Annotated in this window: 15 protein-coding genes; 5 read left to right on the forward strand and 10 right to left on the reverse strand. The window is 41.5% G+C overall.

What is annotated here, in order from left to right; genetic code table 11:
• Positions 1-927 precede the first annotated feature (927 nt).
• A complete protein-coding gene (locus tag EAE91_RS14405) occupies positions 928-1395 on the reverse strand; it encodes a hypothetical protein (RefSeq protein ID WP_105394619.1) in 468 nt (155 codons plus the stop codon).
• Positions 1396-2458: 1063 nt separating this feature from the next.
• On the opposite strand from EAE91_RS14405, the gene EAE91_RS14410 reads away from it, so the two are divergent.
• The 5 genes from EAE91_RS14410 to EAE91_RS14430 all read left to right on the forward strand — a co-directional run bounded on the left by EAE91_RS14410 (position 2459) and on the right by EAE91_RS14430 (position 7683).
• Positions 2459-3148, forward strand: a complete 690-nt coding sequence (locus EAE91_RS14410) for a PAS domain-containing protein (protein ID WP_214089102.1) — start codon at positions 2459-2461, stop codon at positions 3146-3148.
• A gap of 34 nt (positions 3149-3182) precedes the next feature.
• Complete coding sequence (locus EAE91_RS14415) at positions 3183-3869, forward strand: helix-turn-helix transcriptional regulator (protein ID WP_214089103.1); 687 nt, start codon at positions 3183-3185, stop codon at positions 3867-3869.
• Positions 3870-4319: 450 nt separating this feature from the next.
• Complete coding sequence (locus EAE91_RS14420) at positions 4320-4988, forward strand: helix-turn-helix transcriptional regulator (protein ID WP_214089104.1); 669 nt, start codon at positions 4320-4322, stop codon at positions 4986-4988.
• Between the two features lie 555 nt (positions 4989-5543).
• Entirely contained in the window at positions 5544-6806 is a 1263-nt protein-coding gene (locus EAE91_RS14425; protein ID WP_214089105.1) for a hypothetical protein, read from the forward strand.
• A 4-nt stretch (positions 6807-6810) separates the two neighbouring features.
• Complete coding sequence (locus tag EAE91_RS14430; RefSeq protein ID WP_214089106.1) at positions 6811-7683, forward strand: hypothetical protein; 873 nt, start codon at positions 6811-6813, stop codon at positions 7681-7683.
• 90 nt (positions 7684-7773) lie between these two features.
• On the opposite strand, the gene tssE is transcribed toward EAE91_RS14430, so the two are convergent.
• The 9 genes from tssE to EAE91_RS14475 all read right to left on the reverse strand — a co-directional run.
• Positions 7774-8202 (reverse strand): type VI secretion system baseplate subunit TssE, encoded by a 429-nt coding sequence (gene tssE, locus EAE91_RS14435; RefSeq protein WP_214089107.1) that lies wholly within the window; start codon positions 8200-8202, stop codon positions 7774-7776.
• A 4-nt stretch (positions 8203-8206) separates the two neighbouring features.
• Positions 8207-8746, reverse strand: a complete 540-nt coding sequence (gene tssJ, locus EAE91_RS14440) for a type VI secretion system lipoprotein TssJ (protein ID WP_214089108.1) — start codon at positions 8744-8746, stop codon at positions 8207-8209.
• Positions 8724-9809, reverse strand: coding sequence for a type VI secretion system baseplate subunit TssG (tssG, locus tag EAE91_RS14445; RefSeq protein WP_214089109.1), 1086 nt, complete (start codon positions 9807-9809; stop codon positions 8724-8726). The genes tssJ and tssG overlap by 23 nt, the downstream gene beginning before the upstream one ends.
• Complete coding sequence (gene tssF, locus EAE91_RS14450; RefSeq protein ID WP_214089110.1) at positions 9773-11533, reverse strand: type VI secretion system baseplate subunit TssF; 1761 nt, start codon at positions 11531-11533, stop codon at positions 9773-9775. The genes tssG and tssF overlap by 37 nt, the downstream gene beginning before the upstream one ends.
• A 534-nt stretch (positions 11534-12067) precedes the next feature.
• Positions 12068-13051, reverse strand: coding sequence for a T6SS immunity protein Tli4 family protein (locus EAE91_RS14455; RefSeq protein ID WP_214089111.1), 984 nt, complete (start codon positions 13049-13051; stop codon positions 12068-12070).
• Between the two features lie 151 nt (positions 13052-13202).
• Positions 13203-15680 carry a T6SS phospholipase effector Tle1-like catalytic domain-containing protein gene (locus EAE91_RS14460; protein ID WP_214089112.1) on the reverse strand — a complete coding sequence of 826 codons (2478 nt, stop codon included), beginning with the start codon at positions 15678-15680 and terminating at the stop codon, positions 13203-13205.
• Positions 15668-16183: a Tli1a family immunity protein gene (tli1a, locus tag EAE91_RS14465; protein ID WP_214089113.1), complete on the reverse strand. Its 516-nt coding sequence runs from the start codon at positions 16181-16183 to the stop codon at positions 15668-15670. The genes EAE91_RS14460 and tli1a (EAE91_RS14465) overlap by 13 nt, the downstream gene beginning before the upstream one ends.
• 51 nt (positions 16184-16234) lie before the next feature.
• The gene (gene tli1a, locus EAE91_RS14470; RefSeq protein WP_214089114.1) at positions 16235-16747 is read right to left on the reverse strand and encodes a Tli1a family immunity protein; all 513 of its coding nucleotides are present in this window, start codon (positions 16745-16747) and stop codon (positions 16235-16237) included.
• Positions 16748-17532: 785 nt separating this feature from the next.
• Positions 17533-19140 (reverse strand): ImcF-related family protein (locus tag EAE91_RS14475; protein ID WP_280520286.1); only part of this gene is annotated, 1608 nt, incomplete at its 5' end.

Below are 19140 nucleotides of genomic sequence, written 5' to 3' on the forward strand. Positions count from 1 at the left end.
TATTTCCGCCTCAACAAGAAATTTATTCACAAAGATTGCGAAATATAGAGAAAAATAAAAACCCTAAGCTCAGAGACATAATGAGCCTATATATAAAAATAGTGTTAAATGAATAAGCAGAATAAAATAATATAGAGCAAAAACTCAAAATCAATATTAATACATAAGAAAGTCTGTTTACCCCCCATATATTGCCCTATATCCCCACACTGATGTCAGCAATACAAATAAGATAGTAAAAAATAAGATTAAATTACATGTTAACTTGTTGTTTTTATTAAAATTATTAAAAAAAATTTTCATAAATAAAATTACTATGGTTAAATTATTAACATTATTGCATCAGAAATGTAGGCAAATTTAACTTATTTCTTTGCAATAAAATATCTCTAGTAAAAAAATAATAGTTCACTCCCATTACTCTGTTCCAAATAAATACAATATTACTAACTATAATGAGTTAAATTAATAGCAAGATTAAACTTCAAACACTGTTCTGGCAATTTATAAAAAAACACCACAAAGTGGGTCTATTGAATGGATAATTCACCAAGGCAACCGCATGAATGCTCAAATATTACCCACATTAGAGAATCCCGCTTATAACACTTGATAGCTGTAATTTCATTTTACCCATTATACTTACTACCCAAATATCTTTACCAAACGTCACATCTCTTAGTTATTAATCCGGTGGTAGTTTATATCTGTTCATATAACACCTAAGTGAGTATGATTACTGAACTTATACAAAATCGAAATCACCACCAGATTAATATTATGTAGCCTTTAGTTCTGTATTTATCAGAAAAAATATCAAAAAAACACTATTGAATATAAAAAAGAGAAGATAGGTAAATTTCAATTATTGTATTAACAACCCACCTATTTTCATCGTTCTCTTTATTTAAATCTCTAAAAATATTATCATTCGTTATTATTTTGGCACCAAATTTTAATTAAATAGTCATACAAACAAGTGGTTATAAGGCAAATAAAAAACCAGTTAATCCATGATACTGAATTCTGTAAAACAGATATTGTAAATGGATTTCCTATAGCATAGTCCATCAATGGTTGCCTAACAAGCCGTCCCATGATTGCTAATTCAATTAACCACATAAGGATACCTCTTGTGATAGAGGTATATGTAGGAAGACTCTTTTTTATGAGAATATATAAAAATGTTATACCCAGTCCTGTCTCTAAACTTGTTAATGCTGCAAGATATCTAACATCCCAAGACGGGGCTACAGTTATATTACTTACTTCATTCCTTATATAAGGAACTACCCACTCGGAATTGATAACATGAATCACAAAACCTACACAAGAAGTCAGTATAGATACGATTAGAATAATAAGAAATATTAATTTTTTCTCTTTGTTTACCATACAATCCTCTCTTTAAAAGTAGGAGGGAAATTACCCCCTCCTTTTCACTAATTAAAAACTATATTTATATATATTACCATTCAAACCAGGACTTGCAGCCTTTTTCACAAGTTTATTCACTTCTTTAGGCTCTACGGTTTTTCAGACATCCTTTCCTGAACCCCCTGCGCAATCTAACAATGCTTTATTCCAAGAGCTACTCTTTTTTAAGTCTTTCATATTATAGTCTTTAATTTAGCTATTGCGCTCAGGTGGCTTGCTGATTTGAAAAAAGCAGCGATCAATCTTACAGATAAAAAGCTATCCATGCTTAACTTCAAACACTATTCTAGCAATTTATGGACTTTTATAATGAGGTATACATGTGAAGTCACGAATAGCATTAAACAAAAATAAAATTCCAATAAAAGAACCAAATTTATGCTAGCATTGTTCATTAAGTATTTACTACTTAATCCCAATGAGTGTAACTATTGCCAGCGACTCTTTTAAAAGGGTAATAAGTACAAACAACGAGGAAAACTAACAGTATATACTTAACACAACAGACGTAATTTATTTAGTTCAATCTTTAGGTCACGTCAAAAATGTGTTCAAAAACTAGCGTTTTTTTCATTCTACTGTTCAGATTTGTTTTTTATTACAAAAGAGAATAACTAAAATAGTTTAATAAAACAGCTATTAAGCATTAGGACGAATAATTATTTATTAATTGACAACAGCTAGGATGCTGATAATTTTGAGTATAACCTGTACTTATTTACCACTAATGATGGGTGCTTTCCAGCTAAAAAATGGCGGATATCAGGCACAGCAGCGAGCGCAGCAACAGCCTCCAACCACTCTTTCAATCAATCACCCAAATAATCCTCATCTAAAATAATATATATAGTTATATTCATTGCCATTTAAAGTTTCATTATAAAATAGTAAAAATTCAATTAATAAACATACGCTTTTTGACGAGAAAAGTATTATATTCTATTATATAGCAGTCCACTTAGGACATAATCGAAAAAGCAACTACTCAGATAACAATTTAAATCAAAATTTAGGAGTTACTATGTCAAATATAAGAAACAAACCCGCTCTTATTACGCCACAATTAACCATGATGTGGGATAAAAGCGATGAACCTTGGGGTGCCAGAGATCACCAATCAAGATTTATTTACGCTAATCCGGCTTTCTATCAACTGCTAAACCTTCCTGAAGATTTCGATATTATAGGGCTTTCTATGGGTGAATTGCCTTCACCTATTGCTGAATATGCAGAAGAACTCCATCGTCAGGATCAAAAAACCATCCAAACTGTGCAGCGCGTCACTTCACTGGAAACCCATCAGTTTGGAGAAAATAACGTCAAACAGACCTATATTTGTGATAAATTTCCCCTTTTTGATGAGAATAATGATTGCATTGGAATCTTCTTTCATATGTATAAAACTCAAGATTTTTCTGTTTCTTATTATTATGACAAAACCACTCCGGCAACGTTAGTATTCATGCCACCGAACGATATCCTGACTCAAACTGAGTGGGAAATTCTCTTTCTGATCTTACGCTCACTGGATGAAGAAAGTATCAGCGAAGAATTAATGATAACTACAGAAGATGTTGTTAATCACATTCAGTCAATTTACCATAAATTTAATTTATCACCTCATATAGAATTAGCAGATTTCTGTAAGCAAAATAACTATCATCTTTATATTCCTGAAAGATTTATCACTATTGGTAGTAGAGAGTTATAAACTACAATTACTAATTTAAAAATAGGATTTCATGATGAACCAAATCAGCAAATTAAATCTTTCACTTCAAGTCATTAACACTATGCGGCAGAGTAATGAACCTTGGGGGATCAAAGATAAAGATTCATGTTTTATTTATGGTAACTTAGCATTTAAACATATCCAAAATCTTCCAGATTCATTTGATTATGAAGGACGGTATGATGATGAAATTCCTTGGGATGGAGCTGAGTTTGCAAAAGAATTCATTATTCACGATCAAAGTGTAATGGAGAAACAATCAAGAGTATGTTCACTTGAGACACATATGTATGGGAAAGATAAATTTCTTTCATCTTATTTCCAAGAAAAATATCCACTCTATAATGATGATAACGAATGTATCGGTACCCTGTTCCACGGATGGAAAGCGCAGGATTTCTCATTTACCCGTCTATTTCATGGAAAACTTCCTCAATCTATATTATTTCAACCACCAACCGATATATTTACGCAACGGGAATGGGATGTTATTTTCCTTCTGTTACAAAAATACACTAGTAAGCAGATGGGTAGGATGTTAAATATTTCCTATCGTACTGTTGAAACCCATCTCTCGCGAATATATAAAAGAATTGGTGTTCATTCTAGTCGTCAATTGGAAGATTATTGCCGCACAAATGATTATGATCTTTATGTACCAGAAAGATTTGTGCATTCAGAAAGTAGAATATTTCCTTAACCCCTAAATAACAACAGGGTTTTTATGAAGAAGAACTATGAAATATTACCTCAAATTATTAACACAATGGCAATAAGTCATACACCGTGGGGAATAAAAAATAGTTCTTCATATTTTATTTACGGCAATTCAGCAACAAAATAATTTACTCATAATATTGAAGAATTATTTGATTGCAGAAAGCCGTATAACCATAAACCTCCTTGGAATGGTTCTGAATTTGTAAGATAATCAATTAACTAACAAATGTACTTTTGAGCTAGCAGATTGTTAGATATTACTATAATAACCCTTTGTTTTAAATATAATAAACAATAATTCAGTCTGCCATAACATATAAAACTAGAAAGTTCTTATGAAAAAAGTCAATTTTATTGCTATACCCCAGAAAGCACCAGGAAATCCAAAAGTAGAATGTTTATTTAAGCTGAAAACTATTAAGGAGTTTTTATGAAGAACTGTACGATATCACCTCAAATCATCAACACAATGGAAATCAGCCATGAGCCGTGGGGAATAAAAGATAGTTCTTCAAATTTCATTTATGGAAACTCAGCAACCAAGAAATATATTCATAATTTTAAAGCATCATTTGATTATGAGGGGCTTGATGATCATGAACTCCCGTGGGATGGTGCTGAATTTGCTAAGGAATTTATTATTCAAGATAAAATAGTTATGGAAAAAGAACAAAGAATATGTTCAATTGAGACACATATATTCGGACAAAATCAAATTTTGTCATCTTATTTCTGTGAAAAATTACCTTTTTATCATGAAAATGGAAATTGTATTGGCGTCATGTACCACTGTTGGGAAGCCAAAGACTATTCATTATCCTGCTTGCATCAATATCATAAAGAACTACCAGCATCGATTATGCTCCAACCACCAAGCGATATTTTTACGCCGCGTGAATGGGATATTATTTTCTTCTTTTTACAGAAATATACCAGGAAACAGATTGGACAGAAATTAAACATTTCTTACCATACCGTTGAAACTTATATGGCTCGGATATATGGCAAGATAGGTGTTCATTCCAGTCAACAACTGAAAGAATACTGTTTAGCGAATAATTTTCATCATTATGTACCAGAAAAATTCTTATTGTCATAGCAATTTTATTATTAAACCACTCTGCTATTGACAATAAATTTCAATCTGGACATACCAGAAGAAATAACGGTAGCCTTGCTCTATTAATAAGGCTACCGCTGAAACAATATTATTAATTTCATTATAGTAAAACGAACTAAAATAATCCCCTTACCTTTATTTTTCCATTTAAAATTTTATTTACTTCGATATTGTAAAAATAACATGAGGAATATTGTTCTTGTAAATGATAAAATATCTAGCCCTCACAGGCAGAAAATGTTCTACCACAAGTCCGATGATAATATTCATTGCAATCATTAAAAATTTTATCTCATCGGAAAATTTATTATTAAAATTCAATCTGATATAAAAATTGTATTTAATTTATATCACAATTTCATAACTTCATTAACAACAGAACTTTTACTCGCTATTGTTGTTTAAATCGTTGTTATTACCTTATTTATAGATGAATATGAGAAACAAAATGATCGAATAAAAAACAGTCTTAATAAAAGATGTTTTCGAGTACAATAGCCCTTTCTACACTAACACGAAATGACAAAAAGATTTATGCTCAAAAAAACAGCTCGCTCAGGAACTTTTACCGATAACATGAAACTCCCTGTTCACCGGTGGTTTCGCTATTCCGCTGGTTTTTCGGCTGAGTGGGTGAATTCTGAGATTTTAAAATTCCAAGACGAAACGGGTAAAAAAGCGATAATTCTTGAACCTTTTGCTGGCTCAGGTACAACCAACATTGCGGCCGATTTTTTTAATGTTAACTCTTTCGGATTTGAGGGACATCCCTTTGTAGCAAGGATCGCAAGAGCTAAACAGCTTTGGTATTTAGATACAAATGACCTAAATGATGCAGGAGAAGAGCTTATCGCATACGCATCGTCTTTAAAGACAATGCCCGATCCTATTCACTACAACGAAAATAACCTTTTAGGGAAATGCTACTCCTTTGATTCATTTAACAAACTTGAACGATTAAAAATTGCATATGAAAAATTATCTAACGCTGAACCGATCTGGGAATTAATCAGGCTAAACATAACATCAATACTGAGAGCATGTAGCCATGTAGGCACAGCTCAGTGGCAATATGTATTACCTAATAAATCCAAATCTAAAGTACTAGAACCCTTCGAAGCCTTCATTGGGAAGCTTGAAATGATGAGAGCTGATATGCTTCATGCAGTTTCGTCAGGTTGGCAGAATAGCTCATATATTGAACACAAAGATGTGAGACAACCATTTAAAACAAAAAAGTGTAACTTGCTAATTTCATCACCGCCATATCCTAATAACTATGATTATGCAGATGCAACAAGACTAGAGATGATGTTTTGGGGAGAGATAAATGGTTGGGGCGACCTCAAAGATGTTGTCAGACCTTCACTGATGAGATCATGTTCTCAACACTCGTCTTCAGATAAAATCGACTTGGATGAAGTTCTTAGCAATCCACTTCTCTATCCAATAAAAGATGAAATATCTGATGTAACCAAAAAGTTAGACATAATAAGGCATAGTAAAGGCGGTAAAAAATCCTACCACACCATGATTGCGGCTTATTTTTTAGACATAGCCAAAATATGGGTAAATATTCGTAAAAATATGGAAAAAAATTCAAAAGCCTGCTTTGTTATTGGTGACTCCGCGCCATATGGTATACATGTTCCTGCTGAAAAATGGCTTGGGGAACTTGCTGTTTCTGCCGGTTTTTCCTCTTACAGCTTTGAAAAGCTAAGAGATAGGAATGTTAAATGGAAGAATAGAACACATACAGTACCTTTACATGAAGGTCGTTTATGGGTTGAAGGATAAGAATATGGCTATATCTCCATCTCACAAACTTGGACAACTCATTGGGAACATACTCGAAAATTTATTCGTTCCTTTATTACAAGATATAGCAAATAAGACAAGCTTATATCTTGATGTTGTTGGACAACCAAGAAAAGCACGAAAAGGAAAAAAAATAACTTGGGAAGATACTTATGGAAACACTCATGACTTAGATTTCGTGTTTGAATATTCTGGCTCAGCAACAACACTAGGAAGGCCCGTCGCCTTCATTGAATCAGCATGGCGTCGATACACCAAACATTCAAAGAATAAAGCTCAAGAAATTCAAGGTGCTGTTCTTCCTATTGTAAGTAAATATCAACTTGAATGCCCTTTCAAAGGCGCAATACTCGCCGGAGAATTTACAGAACCTTCCTTGAAACAACTTGAGAGTTGTGGTTTTCAGGTTTTGTATATTCATTATAAAGATATTGTTTCAGCATTCGCTTTAGCCGGGATTGATATGGCTTTTGATGAAGATACCTCAGAAATAATCCTTGCTGAAAAAGTTGCTCTTATTGAACGACTTAAACAAGATCAACTTGAAATAGTTAAGTCTAGTATTTTTAACTCAAATAAGGCAAACATTGAAAGATTTACAAAAGCATTGGAATGGAAAATACAAAAAACACTCAAATATGTAGTTATAACCCCTTTGTATGGGCATGACTTTAAATTTCAAACTTTAAAGGAAGCTAAAGACTTTATTGCTACATACAACAGCACACTCATTCCTAATCACCTAATATTTAATACATTTTTAATCCATGTTAAGTATATGAATGGTGACAGTGTTGATGCTGAATTATCTAGCACTCAATCAGCTTTAGATTTTCTAGAGCGAATTCTCTCTTAAACTACCAAAGGCTTGCACAACAATGGCAAGCCTTCACTTTGTATTACAAATGATCATTTACGACACGAGTAACAAAACACACACAAATACCTAATCCACATACCCTTGCTGGCGTAAATGGCGGACCAACACATTCCCTTCTGGTACAAACTCGGTACTAAAACGCACCAGCCCCACACCTTTGAGTTCAGCGTTGATGTCATAACGCAAATGCCCCGGCGCAAGTTCCGGCAATAACGTGACATCAACTCGCTTCAAACGCGGTTCATAGGTCAACAATGTATGTTCAATCGTCGAGATCAAGCGCTGTGACGACGCAGGCAACCCTCGCAGAATGGTGTTGAGATCAGGCAGGCCATAATCGGGCAGATGGGCGAGCGAACCGGCACGGCTATTGAGGATACGTTGCATATTGTCTAATACCGACAAAATGACCTGATCTTCTTCACTCACCTGATGCAACTCCAAACCGCAGTTAAAATTGCCGAAAAGGCTTTCATACAGAGAAGGTTTTTTCATTTACTCACCCCTTTTCAGGCAACAAGGCCAAGCCGTGGGCATTAAGCTCAATAATACGAGGCCCATCCGCTAACAACTGATTGCGTTTTATGATCCGACGCCAAGTCCCGTTGGCTAAATCGGGGTTTCTGAACAACCCCACCACCGCGACATATTTCGCCTGTGCCGCCATCGGCATATCAAGCGATGCATGACTACCCGGTTTCACCACCACCTCCTCACTCGCCAGACAATCAGCGCTCAGTATATGGTCGCCGTCATCCAACAAATCCGCATAATCCACCTTTTTTATAGCGTTGTTATCCCGCAACTGATAAACCCGTACTAATGCCGGGACAGATAGAGCAACACTTTCTCCCGTGTCGGTATTAACCGCTGCCCGTGGAATAAAATCCAGATGCAACGTTTTCACCCGCTTATGAAAAAGGGATTGGCTGGCTGCTACTGTGCCATCAGTCACCGTCTGAGTCAGACCGCAGCCTGTCAGCAGTAATGCTATTGCCGCTATCGTCGGCACCATTTTATAAAAAGGGATAGTTAACATAATCACCTCCTTTGTCTTGATTACTGTCTGGAGGTATTCCCTGATACCCCCCCAGACTCAGCGTAATGTTGTCAGGCACTGCCGCCTGATCTTCAACTTTTAAACCCAATACCCCGGTCAGCCCTAACTGAACAGGCTGACCACCCAGTATCGGCGGCGGTAATATTCGGGTCGGCAAAGTCAGTTGTAATCTGGCTTGATATCGCCAGCCCAAATAAACCCGCAGCAACACCAAAAAATCGGTATGTAACTGACCACCCGGCAACCAGCCCCGCGCTTCATCCGGACAATCGGTATACAGCGCCAGCAATAACTGGCTATTGATATCAATGCCCATTCTGCCCAGCACAGTACGCTGCGAGAGGGAAATTCGGTGAGTATCTGAAAAACTCGCCGGTTGCATTAAATGGATCTGCCGCGGGCAAGCAGGCGTCACCACGATCCGGGTTTGCGGTGCCAACAATGCCACCAGCGCCGACACACCTTCAGCGGTTCGAGTTGGCAGGCGCATAACGCTAAGCAGCGCCAGAAAACGGGACATCGGCGTGGCAATCTGTTGCTGACTACCCGGTATACCTAAGCCAATCAGTCCGAGCAGACATTGAGACGTTCTATCGATTCCTCCGGTAGCAAAAGTCGCCGGATAGGAGTATTTACGCCAGATACGATAAAACTGGGCGAACATCCGGTGGTTAAAAATATCCAGAAAGGCTTCGATAGCTTCATTCCCTTCCCTTTGCTGAGCGATATCGTTCAGGTAAGCGGTCGGCAACAGAGAATCCACCCCATACAACCCCATAAAGGTTGTTCTGACCGTCGGTGGACGCTCTGGATGTTCATTGTCAGTTTCTATCGCTTTCAGTTCACTGACGGGAAATCCCAAACCTGGATGAGGCCGCAAACGTATCGCATCATCAGCCGGATTTTCCGTACTACCCAGTGGCGGCCGATCAGGGACTGCTTGCTCGACGATCTGACAGAATTGGTAGAAATCGAGTGCCGAAATGTCAGCTTCCAGCATCGCCATCAGCCGGGAATGTTCTGACAGTGTTGTTCTTCCCATAACAGTCGTTCCCCCGTAGGTTGTAAAATCAGTGTAAGTCGGTTAAACAAATGAATATCGGTGTACAAAGCAAAGAAACGGCTGAGCATTTCGCCAAACAAACAGATATCACCGGCACCTGCAAAGCCGTTGCTATCCAGTGTCACTTCAATGTGCACGCCCCTCCGCAAACATCCTTGCTCAAATCGTTCAATCAGCGAATGCTTCACCGCGACAATCGCCTCCAGCCGACGATAATTCATCTCATTGTCGGACCAGTCATACAGGGCTAACGTCCCGCGTAGCACTTCCGGGTTATCCATCATGCTAAGAAAGTTAGAACCTAGATGACTGAGTACTCGCCAGTGGAAACGGTCCCGATTGGGTGGATAGCAGGGTAATGTCGGCTCACACAGGTTACGTACCGTAAATTCCGCCAACGGAGGATTAACGGCGGTATCCAGCAGCGTATCCTGCAACGCCCTGCGCGGCAGTTGACCATTAGTACCGGTCAACGTGAGTGACAAAACCTCGTCTTCGTGCAGTTTATTATCATCAAAATCCGCTCCACCCAGAATAATCCAGGTGTCACACAGACCTGATGGCCCCCGTTTCACACGGGTATGGTAGTAGCACTCCGGTGCATCATGGCGCAGCATGCCGCCTTTATGACGGAAACTACTAAACGGCACATACCGATGACCTTCGCGTTTCGAAGAGGACACCTCATCCACGGAATAAACCTCGGTATGCCCATCCTGATAGCGGACCGGATACAGCAAATACTCAGTTTGCAATGGTGACAGTTGAAGTGGATCGGATTCCAACCGAAACAGGTTAATTACCGGAGTACAGTGCAAACGGATATGCTCGGCAGAAAATGGCAAATCAAAAGGCCAGCTTTCGCGCAGAACCACATCCAGCTCAAACCACGGCGTTCTCTCGGGGAGAGTCAACTTTTCCAGCCCACAGAGCGTAACAAACATAAACTTTTCACGGAAAGTGAAATACTCCAGCAGGAGTTGATAACCACTAAATGAACTTTCCCCTTTCGGCCATAACCTTTCCTCTTCGCCAAACCCCATTGGTGAGAATCCGCCGTCAAATGGCTGACGATCAGGCTGCCCCGGTAAACGCAGGTAAAGCTGTTGTGTTTGCAGCGTAAACGCTCGATGTAACGCACAGGCCAGTGGGCTGTCGGCACTGAGATACAGCGGTAAACGGCTCAAATCAATTTGACGCCAGTCCACCAGTGTTCCACAGCCAAAACGCAATCGAATCACGGAGCGTCCATTCGGTTCCTCTTGCAAGGAAGCGTCAGTCAGAGCCAGAGGCAACAACTGAACCGCCTGAGTCGTGGTATAACGACACCGGGTCTTGCTTGGGCCGATTGGTTGCGAAAGGATCTCAAAGCCCTTTTTCACCTGTACCGGACTTTTCAATTGCGCCCAATCCATCCCCAATTCAACAATGGAAAGGGACGGAATCGTGCGTAGGTAATGCGGCCACAACAAACTAACCAGCCCTTCCGTAAATTCCGGCAAGTCATCATCCAGCTTCTCACGCAGACTCCCGATCATAAAAGCAAAGCCTTCAAACAGACGCTCCACAAAAGGATCACGCATACCGATTTTATCCAGATTAAGCGCAGCCGCCCGGTCAGGGTGAGCCTTAGCAAACTCTCTGCCCGCCTCACGTAAGTAGCGCATTTCTGCCTCATAATAGCGCAGGGTTAAATCATCCATAGGATGGTCCTCCAAAAAAGTTATTAAAAAATACCGTTTCCCGTTCAGAATAAATAATAAGAAGGGAAATGAAACATTAGAGAAAAATAGCTGTAGTCTGATATCACCTAAAAATAATGCCAGACATAACGACATTCTCTATTTTATTGCCAGAGCAATCACGCAATAAGCAATTAATATTCAAAGGCAATACTTCATATCGAAATACCTTGCCATTGATTTTAAGGTTATTACCTCAACTAAAATAGTAATATGAATGGTCACATAAATAAAGAAGCGACATGTTAGTGAAAAAGCCCACACCGGCTATCAAGATACTCATCAATAACACGCCAGGAATCAAAAAGAACACAATTTTATATTTCCCCCACCCTCCATTTTTAATTATCCGACGAATGATAAATATATCAACAACCAATATTGCCGGACCAAAAATCAACAGATAAATAAAAAAACCCATTAGCAATAAAAGCCAGTACACATTGAATCTCCCATTAGTGAATTATTTAAAACACACACTCTCTCACTTTATTACTATTCGAAAGCTCCCGGTCTTTTACGAAAGGTTTTCGCTATTGCATCCCAAAACATGATCAATTCATCTTCGGTATATGGCGTTGCAGGTAACTGGTAATTCATTAATATAACACCAACACAGACGTTTTCATCATCCAACACCATATTATTTTCAATAAAATCAAATCGATACCTCGGATTATTATCAAAAGCTTGCAGACCTACCGCTAACAACTCATCCCCATAAATCCCATTTATCTCTCTTTCCCCCTTTCTTATTACCTTGCCATAGTTAATGAACCAATCCCTTTCAATCTCACTAATACGTTCAAGTAAAACCCCTTCCCCTTTAAAGTCATTAATGATTGCAACACTGAGTGTAAAATTATCATCCTTGTTTCCTTGATAGACAAACATCATATTCTCTTTCTCATTATCATGACCGGCAATAAAACCGTCAGGGATACAAATTCCTGCCTCTGTCGGAATATCGCTATCCTTTCTGCCACTGACTCTAACAATTAGCCTTTGCATTTTGTCCATAGTTTGAGACAGCATTTTATATTGGCTTTCATTCAATCCAGATTTTATATAACGGTCTTTTGAATAACTGTATTTATCATCGGATATCTCTGTAAACTTCATCTCTATAATAAAAGCAACCCCATTATCATATAAATGGGCTTCTAATACACGGGAAAAGCCGGGTTCACTGACACTACTATTTCTATCAAAAATCACGCCATATAAGTTTCCCTGGAGATGATGGGTCTTCTTTAAAAAGGGCAGATCTTTAAAATCAGTAGGCTTGGTCGTCCTTAATTTTTGCTCTCTTATCTCTATCCGCTGTTCAAACGTGGATAAATGCATACGCTTGGTTTCTATTTTTGCATCACCAATAAATATCTCATCATTGATGATATTTTCAAATGACAAGGGAATATCAATCAGATAATGCCCGACACAACGAGTCTGCATATTGGCTAATATTTCAGTTTTCATTTAATTTTCCTTTTCAGGCTAAAACGGGGTAATAAGAAGCAGGGAAATACCACTGCCACAAGGCATAAATTGCTACGATAGAGAATAAAATGAGTAAGGTATTTCTTATTCAATCTCACGCTATATCAACACCATTAACGGATTACGTTTTTCATTTCTCAGGCTCCTTGAACGGGGTCGGTTCCAGAATTTTTCCCGCCCAACGCGCTTTGAGATCATCCTTGGTCATTTGCAACCGCCGTTCTTTGAGAAATTCCCTCTGCTGACGGGTCACTTCGCCCACGTTATGGGTGAACGCTTTTCTATACTCCGGTCCTGCTAACAGGGGGATCAGCTCGCCAGAAGTTAAATATTGCGCGGTCACTTCCCACGTTGTGACGGATACCTTGTCGGCGGCATCCGACAACATGTTGCCGACTTTTTTATCTTTCAAGAAAAACAACGCTGCACCAACCGGGTTCGCCGCTCCGACGACATTGCCAGCTATCGTCAGAGGTGATAAAGGCTTGTTACATTTCGTACCGAAATAAATTATCCGGTAACGGAAGTAACCGCCTGCCGGCTCACGGGTATCCAGAAGAGAGTACATAAACCAGGCGCGGGAATCATGAACCTGATTGTCATACAGAGCGACCAACAATGACTCGGGTGACTCCTGCTGGCCGGTTTTTCCCACTGGAGCAGGCCGGAAAAGCGGTTTGACCAACGCTTCTCCCGCCGTTTTCATTTGCTGACATTCCTTAATATCATCATTACTGTCCCATATATAGAGCATGTGGTATGCGAGAGTTTCAATAGCAAATTGTTTTAGATTGCTTTGCTCACGACTTTCTCCCCGGTAGTCACGACCAAATTCCGCTGCCGCTTCCCGCAACTGGTTCTGGGCGGTTTCCGGGTCAAAATCCGGTACTCCCTGCATTAACAACGGCGGCGTTTTTCCTCCATCGCGAAAAAATTCATTCCACTGCGCTTTCCGTTTAGCCTCGACCTGCTGTTGTGCCGCTTTTTGTGCCTTTTCACTCTGTTCATAATGCGCCTTTTTCGCATCACGATTAGGAGCCTCATGAAAAAATGGCTCACCGAGCAGCATGCCGTTGGCGTAACGATTGATACGCCAGGCTGTCAGCCAGTTCATCTGGTTTTCCATCGCCTGTTCCAACGCCACAGAGGCCCGCACCGGTTCAAAGCGGGCCGCTTCTTCATCCGGCAGGGGTTGTTTGGGCATCTCCAACCCCAGAGTCACTTGACGCCAGGCGTTGAAGCGGTTGACTAAATCTGGAGTGACCAAAAATTCCTTTCCTAATTCCAAAGACATTTTACGCCAATTGTCACTGGCTAAATCTGTAGGCAAAACATCTTCAGGAACTTTTAATGGTGCACCGATACCGAATGCTGCTGCATACATTTCATGCAAGGCAATCTGTGATAACAGCAAACCATCGGTTTCACCTATAGCCTTACCCTGCTCTCCCGGTGGATAACCACCCCCCAAATCAGAATGCACGCCGGGATAAATCACCTCGGTGCTGCCTGTCGGGTAAGTGCCGTCCGAACGGCGAATGGAATCCATCGGGAAACACAACCGCTGTTCATGGGTCGAGACCAAGTGCACACAGCGTTTCACCAGACCACCGTAAGTCTCCTCCGATGGCAACTCCTGCGTGCCGTCTGCCCAGGCCATATGACCTTCAACAACGGGGATCATATGGGGCACCCCGACCGACGCCACCGTGTCAAACAATCCGAGAAATTCTACGCTGATGGGTAAATTGCTATCCGGGTCTGTATCGTGTTTATGTTGCAGACACTGAGCCGGTTTTTGGCCTGATTCTCTCGACGGCGGAAACAGTTCGGTCAGCCAGTTGACAAAAGTCCGTGCCTCCGCAGCCCCACGGGAAAAACCATACACATACAATTTCATGCCCAACAACTTACACTTACCCCGCCCCGGCTGACTGCGGGCTATCCTCAGTTCACGTTTTAAACTCGCAAACTGCTTATAAAACTCCTCATAGCGGTTATTGCTGCCCCCCAACTCCAGCATATTCCACGTGGTCGCCATCGCTTTCAAGGATTTTAGGGTTTCTTCGTTTGTCATCTGTTTTTGGGTCAGGTTAAAACGGAGAACATCAATCAACCGCAGTAATGCCCAATTGATCCGGTCCTCTCCCCCGCTAGCGACCGCCAGCCCCAATTTGCTGTAATCCAGTTCATTAATCTCCGGGAAAGGAGTTCCCACGCCGGGAATATAATACTTAAAGTACTTACCGCCGGTGCTCTCAATATTATCCAGTAACGGCTTACCTGATGCCCCTCCGGCATAACCCGCCCCAATGGTTGCCTGGAAAAGACGGACAACATTGGTCGGATGATGAGGAATAGCCCGATAAAGGTCGTTATATAAATTATTGCCGGTTCCATCAAAAAACAGGCTGACATGCAACGTGTTACAACAGGGACGGATTACTCGGCGATTGGCGGCCAGACAAAGTTCCTGGTAGTAAGCTTTTTCCTGACTGCTCTGTTGCTGACAGTTTTCCCTGACCAGATAACTCTTGGCAGGTAACCGCCCCTGAGCCGGAAAAGGAGCTGGCAGCCAGACAAGATCATGGTGCTTTATTTCGGACATACTTTTGGTTCCTTCATTTCCAAGGGTTCTTTAATCGGGTAGTTTGGGCTACCGTAGGCATAACACGAGGTCGTAACTTTAATCTGATCACAGGGTAAGAAGTGCACCGTAATACCGCAGGTATCACCACCATTCTGATAATAAGGAACTGGCACTATCTGGCTATGCTGGCGTGTATAAACATCCATCTTTTTTACCCATGCCAAATATTTTTCGTAATCTGCATATCCAGGAAAACCCTTCATGCTCGCCTCTCCTGTCTCCCAATCCACCTTAACCGTCATCCCGGATCGCCACTTATCTGGAACTCGATAGCAGCAACCGCCGCCGCCACCTTGATATGGGCCGATAATATCGATACCCGGTGTATCATCCACACTGAATCGGTTAATCGCCCATTTAGTATGGTTAATGGCGATAATTACTCCCGCCTGTGCCGAAAACCGGCTACAGGCGACCAGTAGCAAGCATAAAACCGCCAGCCTCAATTGTTGTTTTTTCATCTTCTATACCTTCACATTAGTGACAATTTGGACTTGAGGTGCCTGTATGCGTTACTTCGGACATACTTTTGGTTCCTTCATTTTCAAGGGTTCTTTAATCGGGTAGTTGGGACTACCGTAGGTGTTACACGAGGTGGTAACTTTGACCTGATCACAGGGTAAGAAATGCACTGTAATACCGCAGGTACGTTGCCCGGTATAATCGGGTATTGGTACTACTTTGCTATGCTGGCGCTTCTGGGCTCTGATTTTTCTATCCCATTCCAGATATTTCTCTCTATTTTCATATCCGGGAAAATCATAGGAGTAAGCCACTCCAGTCTCCCAATCCACTCGGACTGTCATACCCGGCTTCCACTTCTCCGGGGCTCGATAGCAGCAACCGCCACCACCGCCCTGATACGGGCCGATAATATCGATACCCGGTTGATCATCCACAGTGAACCGGTTAATCGCCCATTTGGTATGATTAATCGCTTCAATGATTCCCGCCTGTGCCGAAAACCGGCTACAGGCGACCAGCAGCAGGCATAAAACCGCCAGCCTCAGTTGCTGTTTTTTCATCTTTAAATACCTACTCCTATTTACTCAATGGTGTCTCCAATACTGGCGACGTTATTAATAATTTCTACGGTCGTTGGCAGACAACACAAAACTAATAAAAGTTCGGCATGTCATTATCGTCATACCGGAAAATAACCTCGCAGGTATTTCCCGACTGGCAGTTAACCGGATCAAAGATATTTACACAGGCCACTCACCTTTTCGCAATACATCATGCATAAACAGGATGAGCGATTTCTGAATTTTTCTATCTTCTCGGTGGGTGATTATAAAAATCAACTCTTTTTTTCAAAAAAATACAATTTTTAATGCACACCCCTTTATCACCGCCGATATAACAGCATGTCGAACAAAATATTTAAACTTCATGACAATAACATGACATTTATTGACAAAAGTAAACTGGCATTGATTGCCATAAAATGAAGGCGGCCTGAATACGCGATTTTAATCACATCCCTATGATAACAATGCCTATTTTCATGTTATCCAATAGATTATCGCTGTTTCAATCTCATCACTCCTTTTTTAATTTCAATTATCCCATCACGATAAAGAAGAATAATTCTCATTCATGCCATACGAATAATAAGGTAGCCAATAACATCAAGAAAACTGCATAGCAATATTCCCTCTTCACGGAGAAAAGGGTAATCATGGCTCTCAACCATACAGTCAAACACCTTCATCGGAATATCTGTAGTGATATTTATCCTGACAACCATTCTGTTAACGAAAACAGTTAACGGTTACGCTATTCCCTGATTTATCGCCAATCGTATGCATTATTCCTCCATCAAATCATCGTCATTTACCGCTGATATTGTCGTATGCTTACCCGGCTTCGTCACAAAGATATTTTTCGGCAATTTAAATCCGCGCAGTTTTAATAATGCCAGCGGCCCTTCGCCCAATTCTGTGCGCAAAATCCAGGTCAACGGTAATCCATCCGGGGCAGTAAATATCAGTCGATAACGGCTTTCATCCAGTCTCTCCACTTTTGCCTGTGCCAGCCAGCGGATAAGCCCCCAGTTCCCCTGATAATCACCAAACAGCCTCGCTCCGGCATTAACACTAATCCACGTCAGCATCACGCCCGGTTTATAGGTCTCTCCCGGCCAGCGAAAGCTCTGCCAGCTTTCCATCTGATTAAAATAACGCAGCTTCTGCCCATCTATCGTCAGGTCGGTTTCCACCACATCCCGCACCGCTCTGGCCCGCAGTTCAAACCGCAATCCCTGACTGCCATCGGCAAACAGCAGGTCCGATAACTGACTGAGCTGATTTATCGCCTTGAGAAAATCCGGGTTAATCTGCACGCCCTGACCATTCACCTCATCCACTACCCACTGGTTACCCGCTTTATGCAGTATCCCGCCTAACTGACGCGCCAAAAATTGCTCTATCCGCCCCGAATCTGACCGGATAAACTGCCCCAACATCGGCAATGAGATTTCACTGTCGCCACCGGCAAACGGATAACGGCCCGCAAATGCCCGATTCCAGTTGTCCACTATCGCCCTCTGCCACTGGGTGTTCAGATTCGTCTCTGCCGGTTTCAGTACCCCCTGCCATGCCTGCGCTAACGGCTCGATAAACAGTGTCTGACCAAAACTCCGCCATTGGCCGCCCAAACTGGCGGCTATCAGGCGTCCATAGCCCTGCGTATCGGTTAAATCGGTGCTTTTCCCTTCGAATACCGTCTTAGCCAGCGCATTCGCCATTGCCGGCGGATCATCGCTGTTGTTCATCTGTTGCAGTTTCAGACGCACTTCGGTTACCCGCGTGAGAAAGGTTTGTAAATTCAGCGTGCTGTCAGTCTTGATTCCCCCGGTCGCCCGGTTTTCTCCCATCAGCGCCAGCAACGGCCCAAAAGTTTCATCCATCGGCCCGTGCACGCCAGCCGTCTGTTGGTTCATCATTGGCGGCGTGTTTTTATTCAACAATGTTTTGGCGGATTTCACCAATGAATCCGATAACGTCGGCCCCTGTTGCCCGGTTTCGCCCTGATAGGCCAGCGTGTTCATCAACGCAATCAGCGGAGACTGACGCCCATCCGCCATCAGCGTTAGCTGGTCGATGACATCCGACAGGTTACGGGTTTTGTTCCAGCGCAGGCTGTTGAGAAAATCCTGCCACGCTCCGGCGAAATCGGTAAAGTAACGGGCGGTCAGCCGGGCTTTCAGCTCTTCGGGGGATACCGACGCCGAGACTGCCTGACGGTTATCACTCAGTACCCAGTCAATCGCCTCTTTACGTGACGCCACCGCCTCCGCTATCGCTTTTTGTATCCCGCCTTCCCACGCCTGACGGGTAAACATCCCCGGTATCACGTGAGAGGTGGTAAACAGCCGTTCGGCATCGGTGTCGCCGGTCATTTGCCTTAACGTCAG

Source organism: Photorhabdus noenieputensis (assembly GCF_018448935.1).
GTDB lineage: Bacteria > Pseudomonadota > Gammaproteobacteria > Enterobacterales > Enterobacteriaceae > Photorhabdus > Photorhabdus noenieputensis.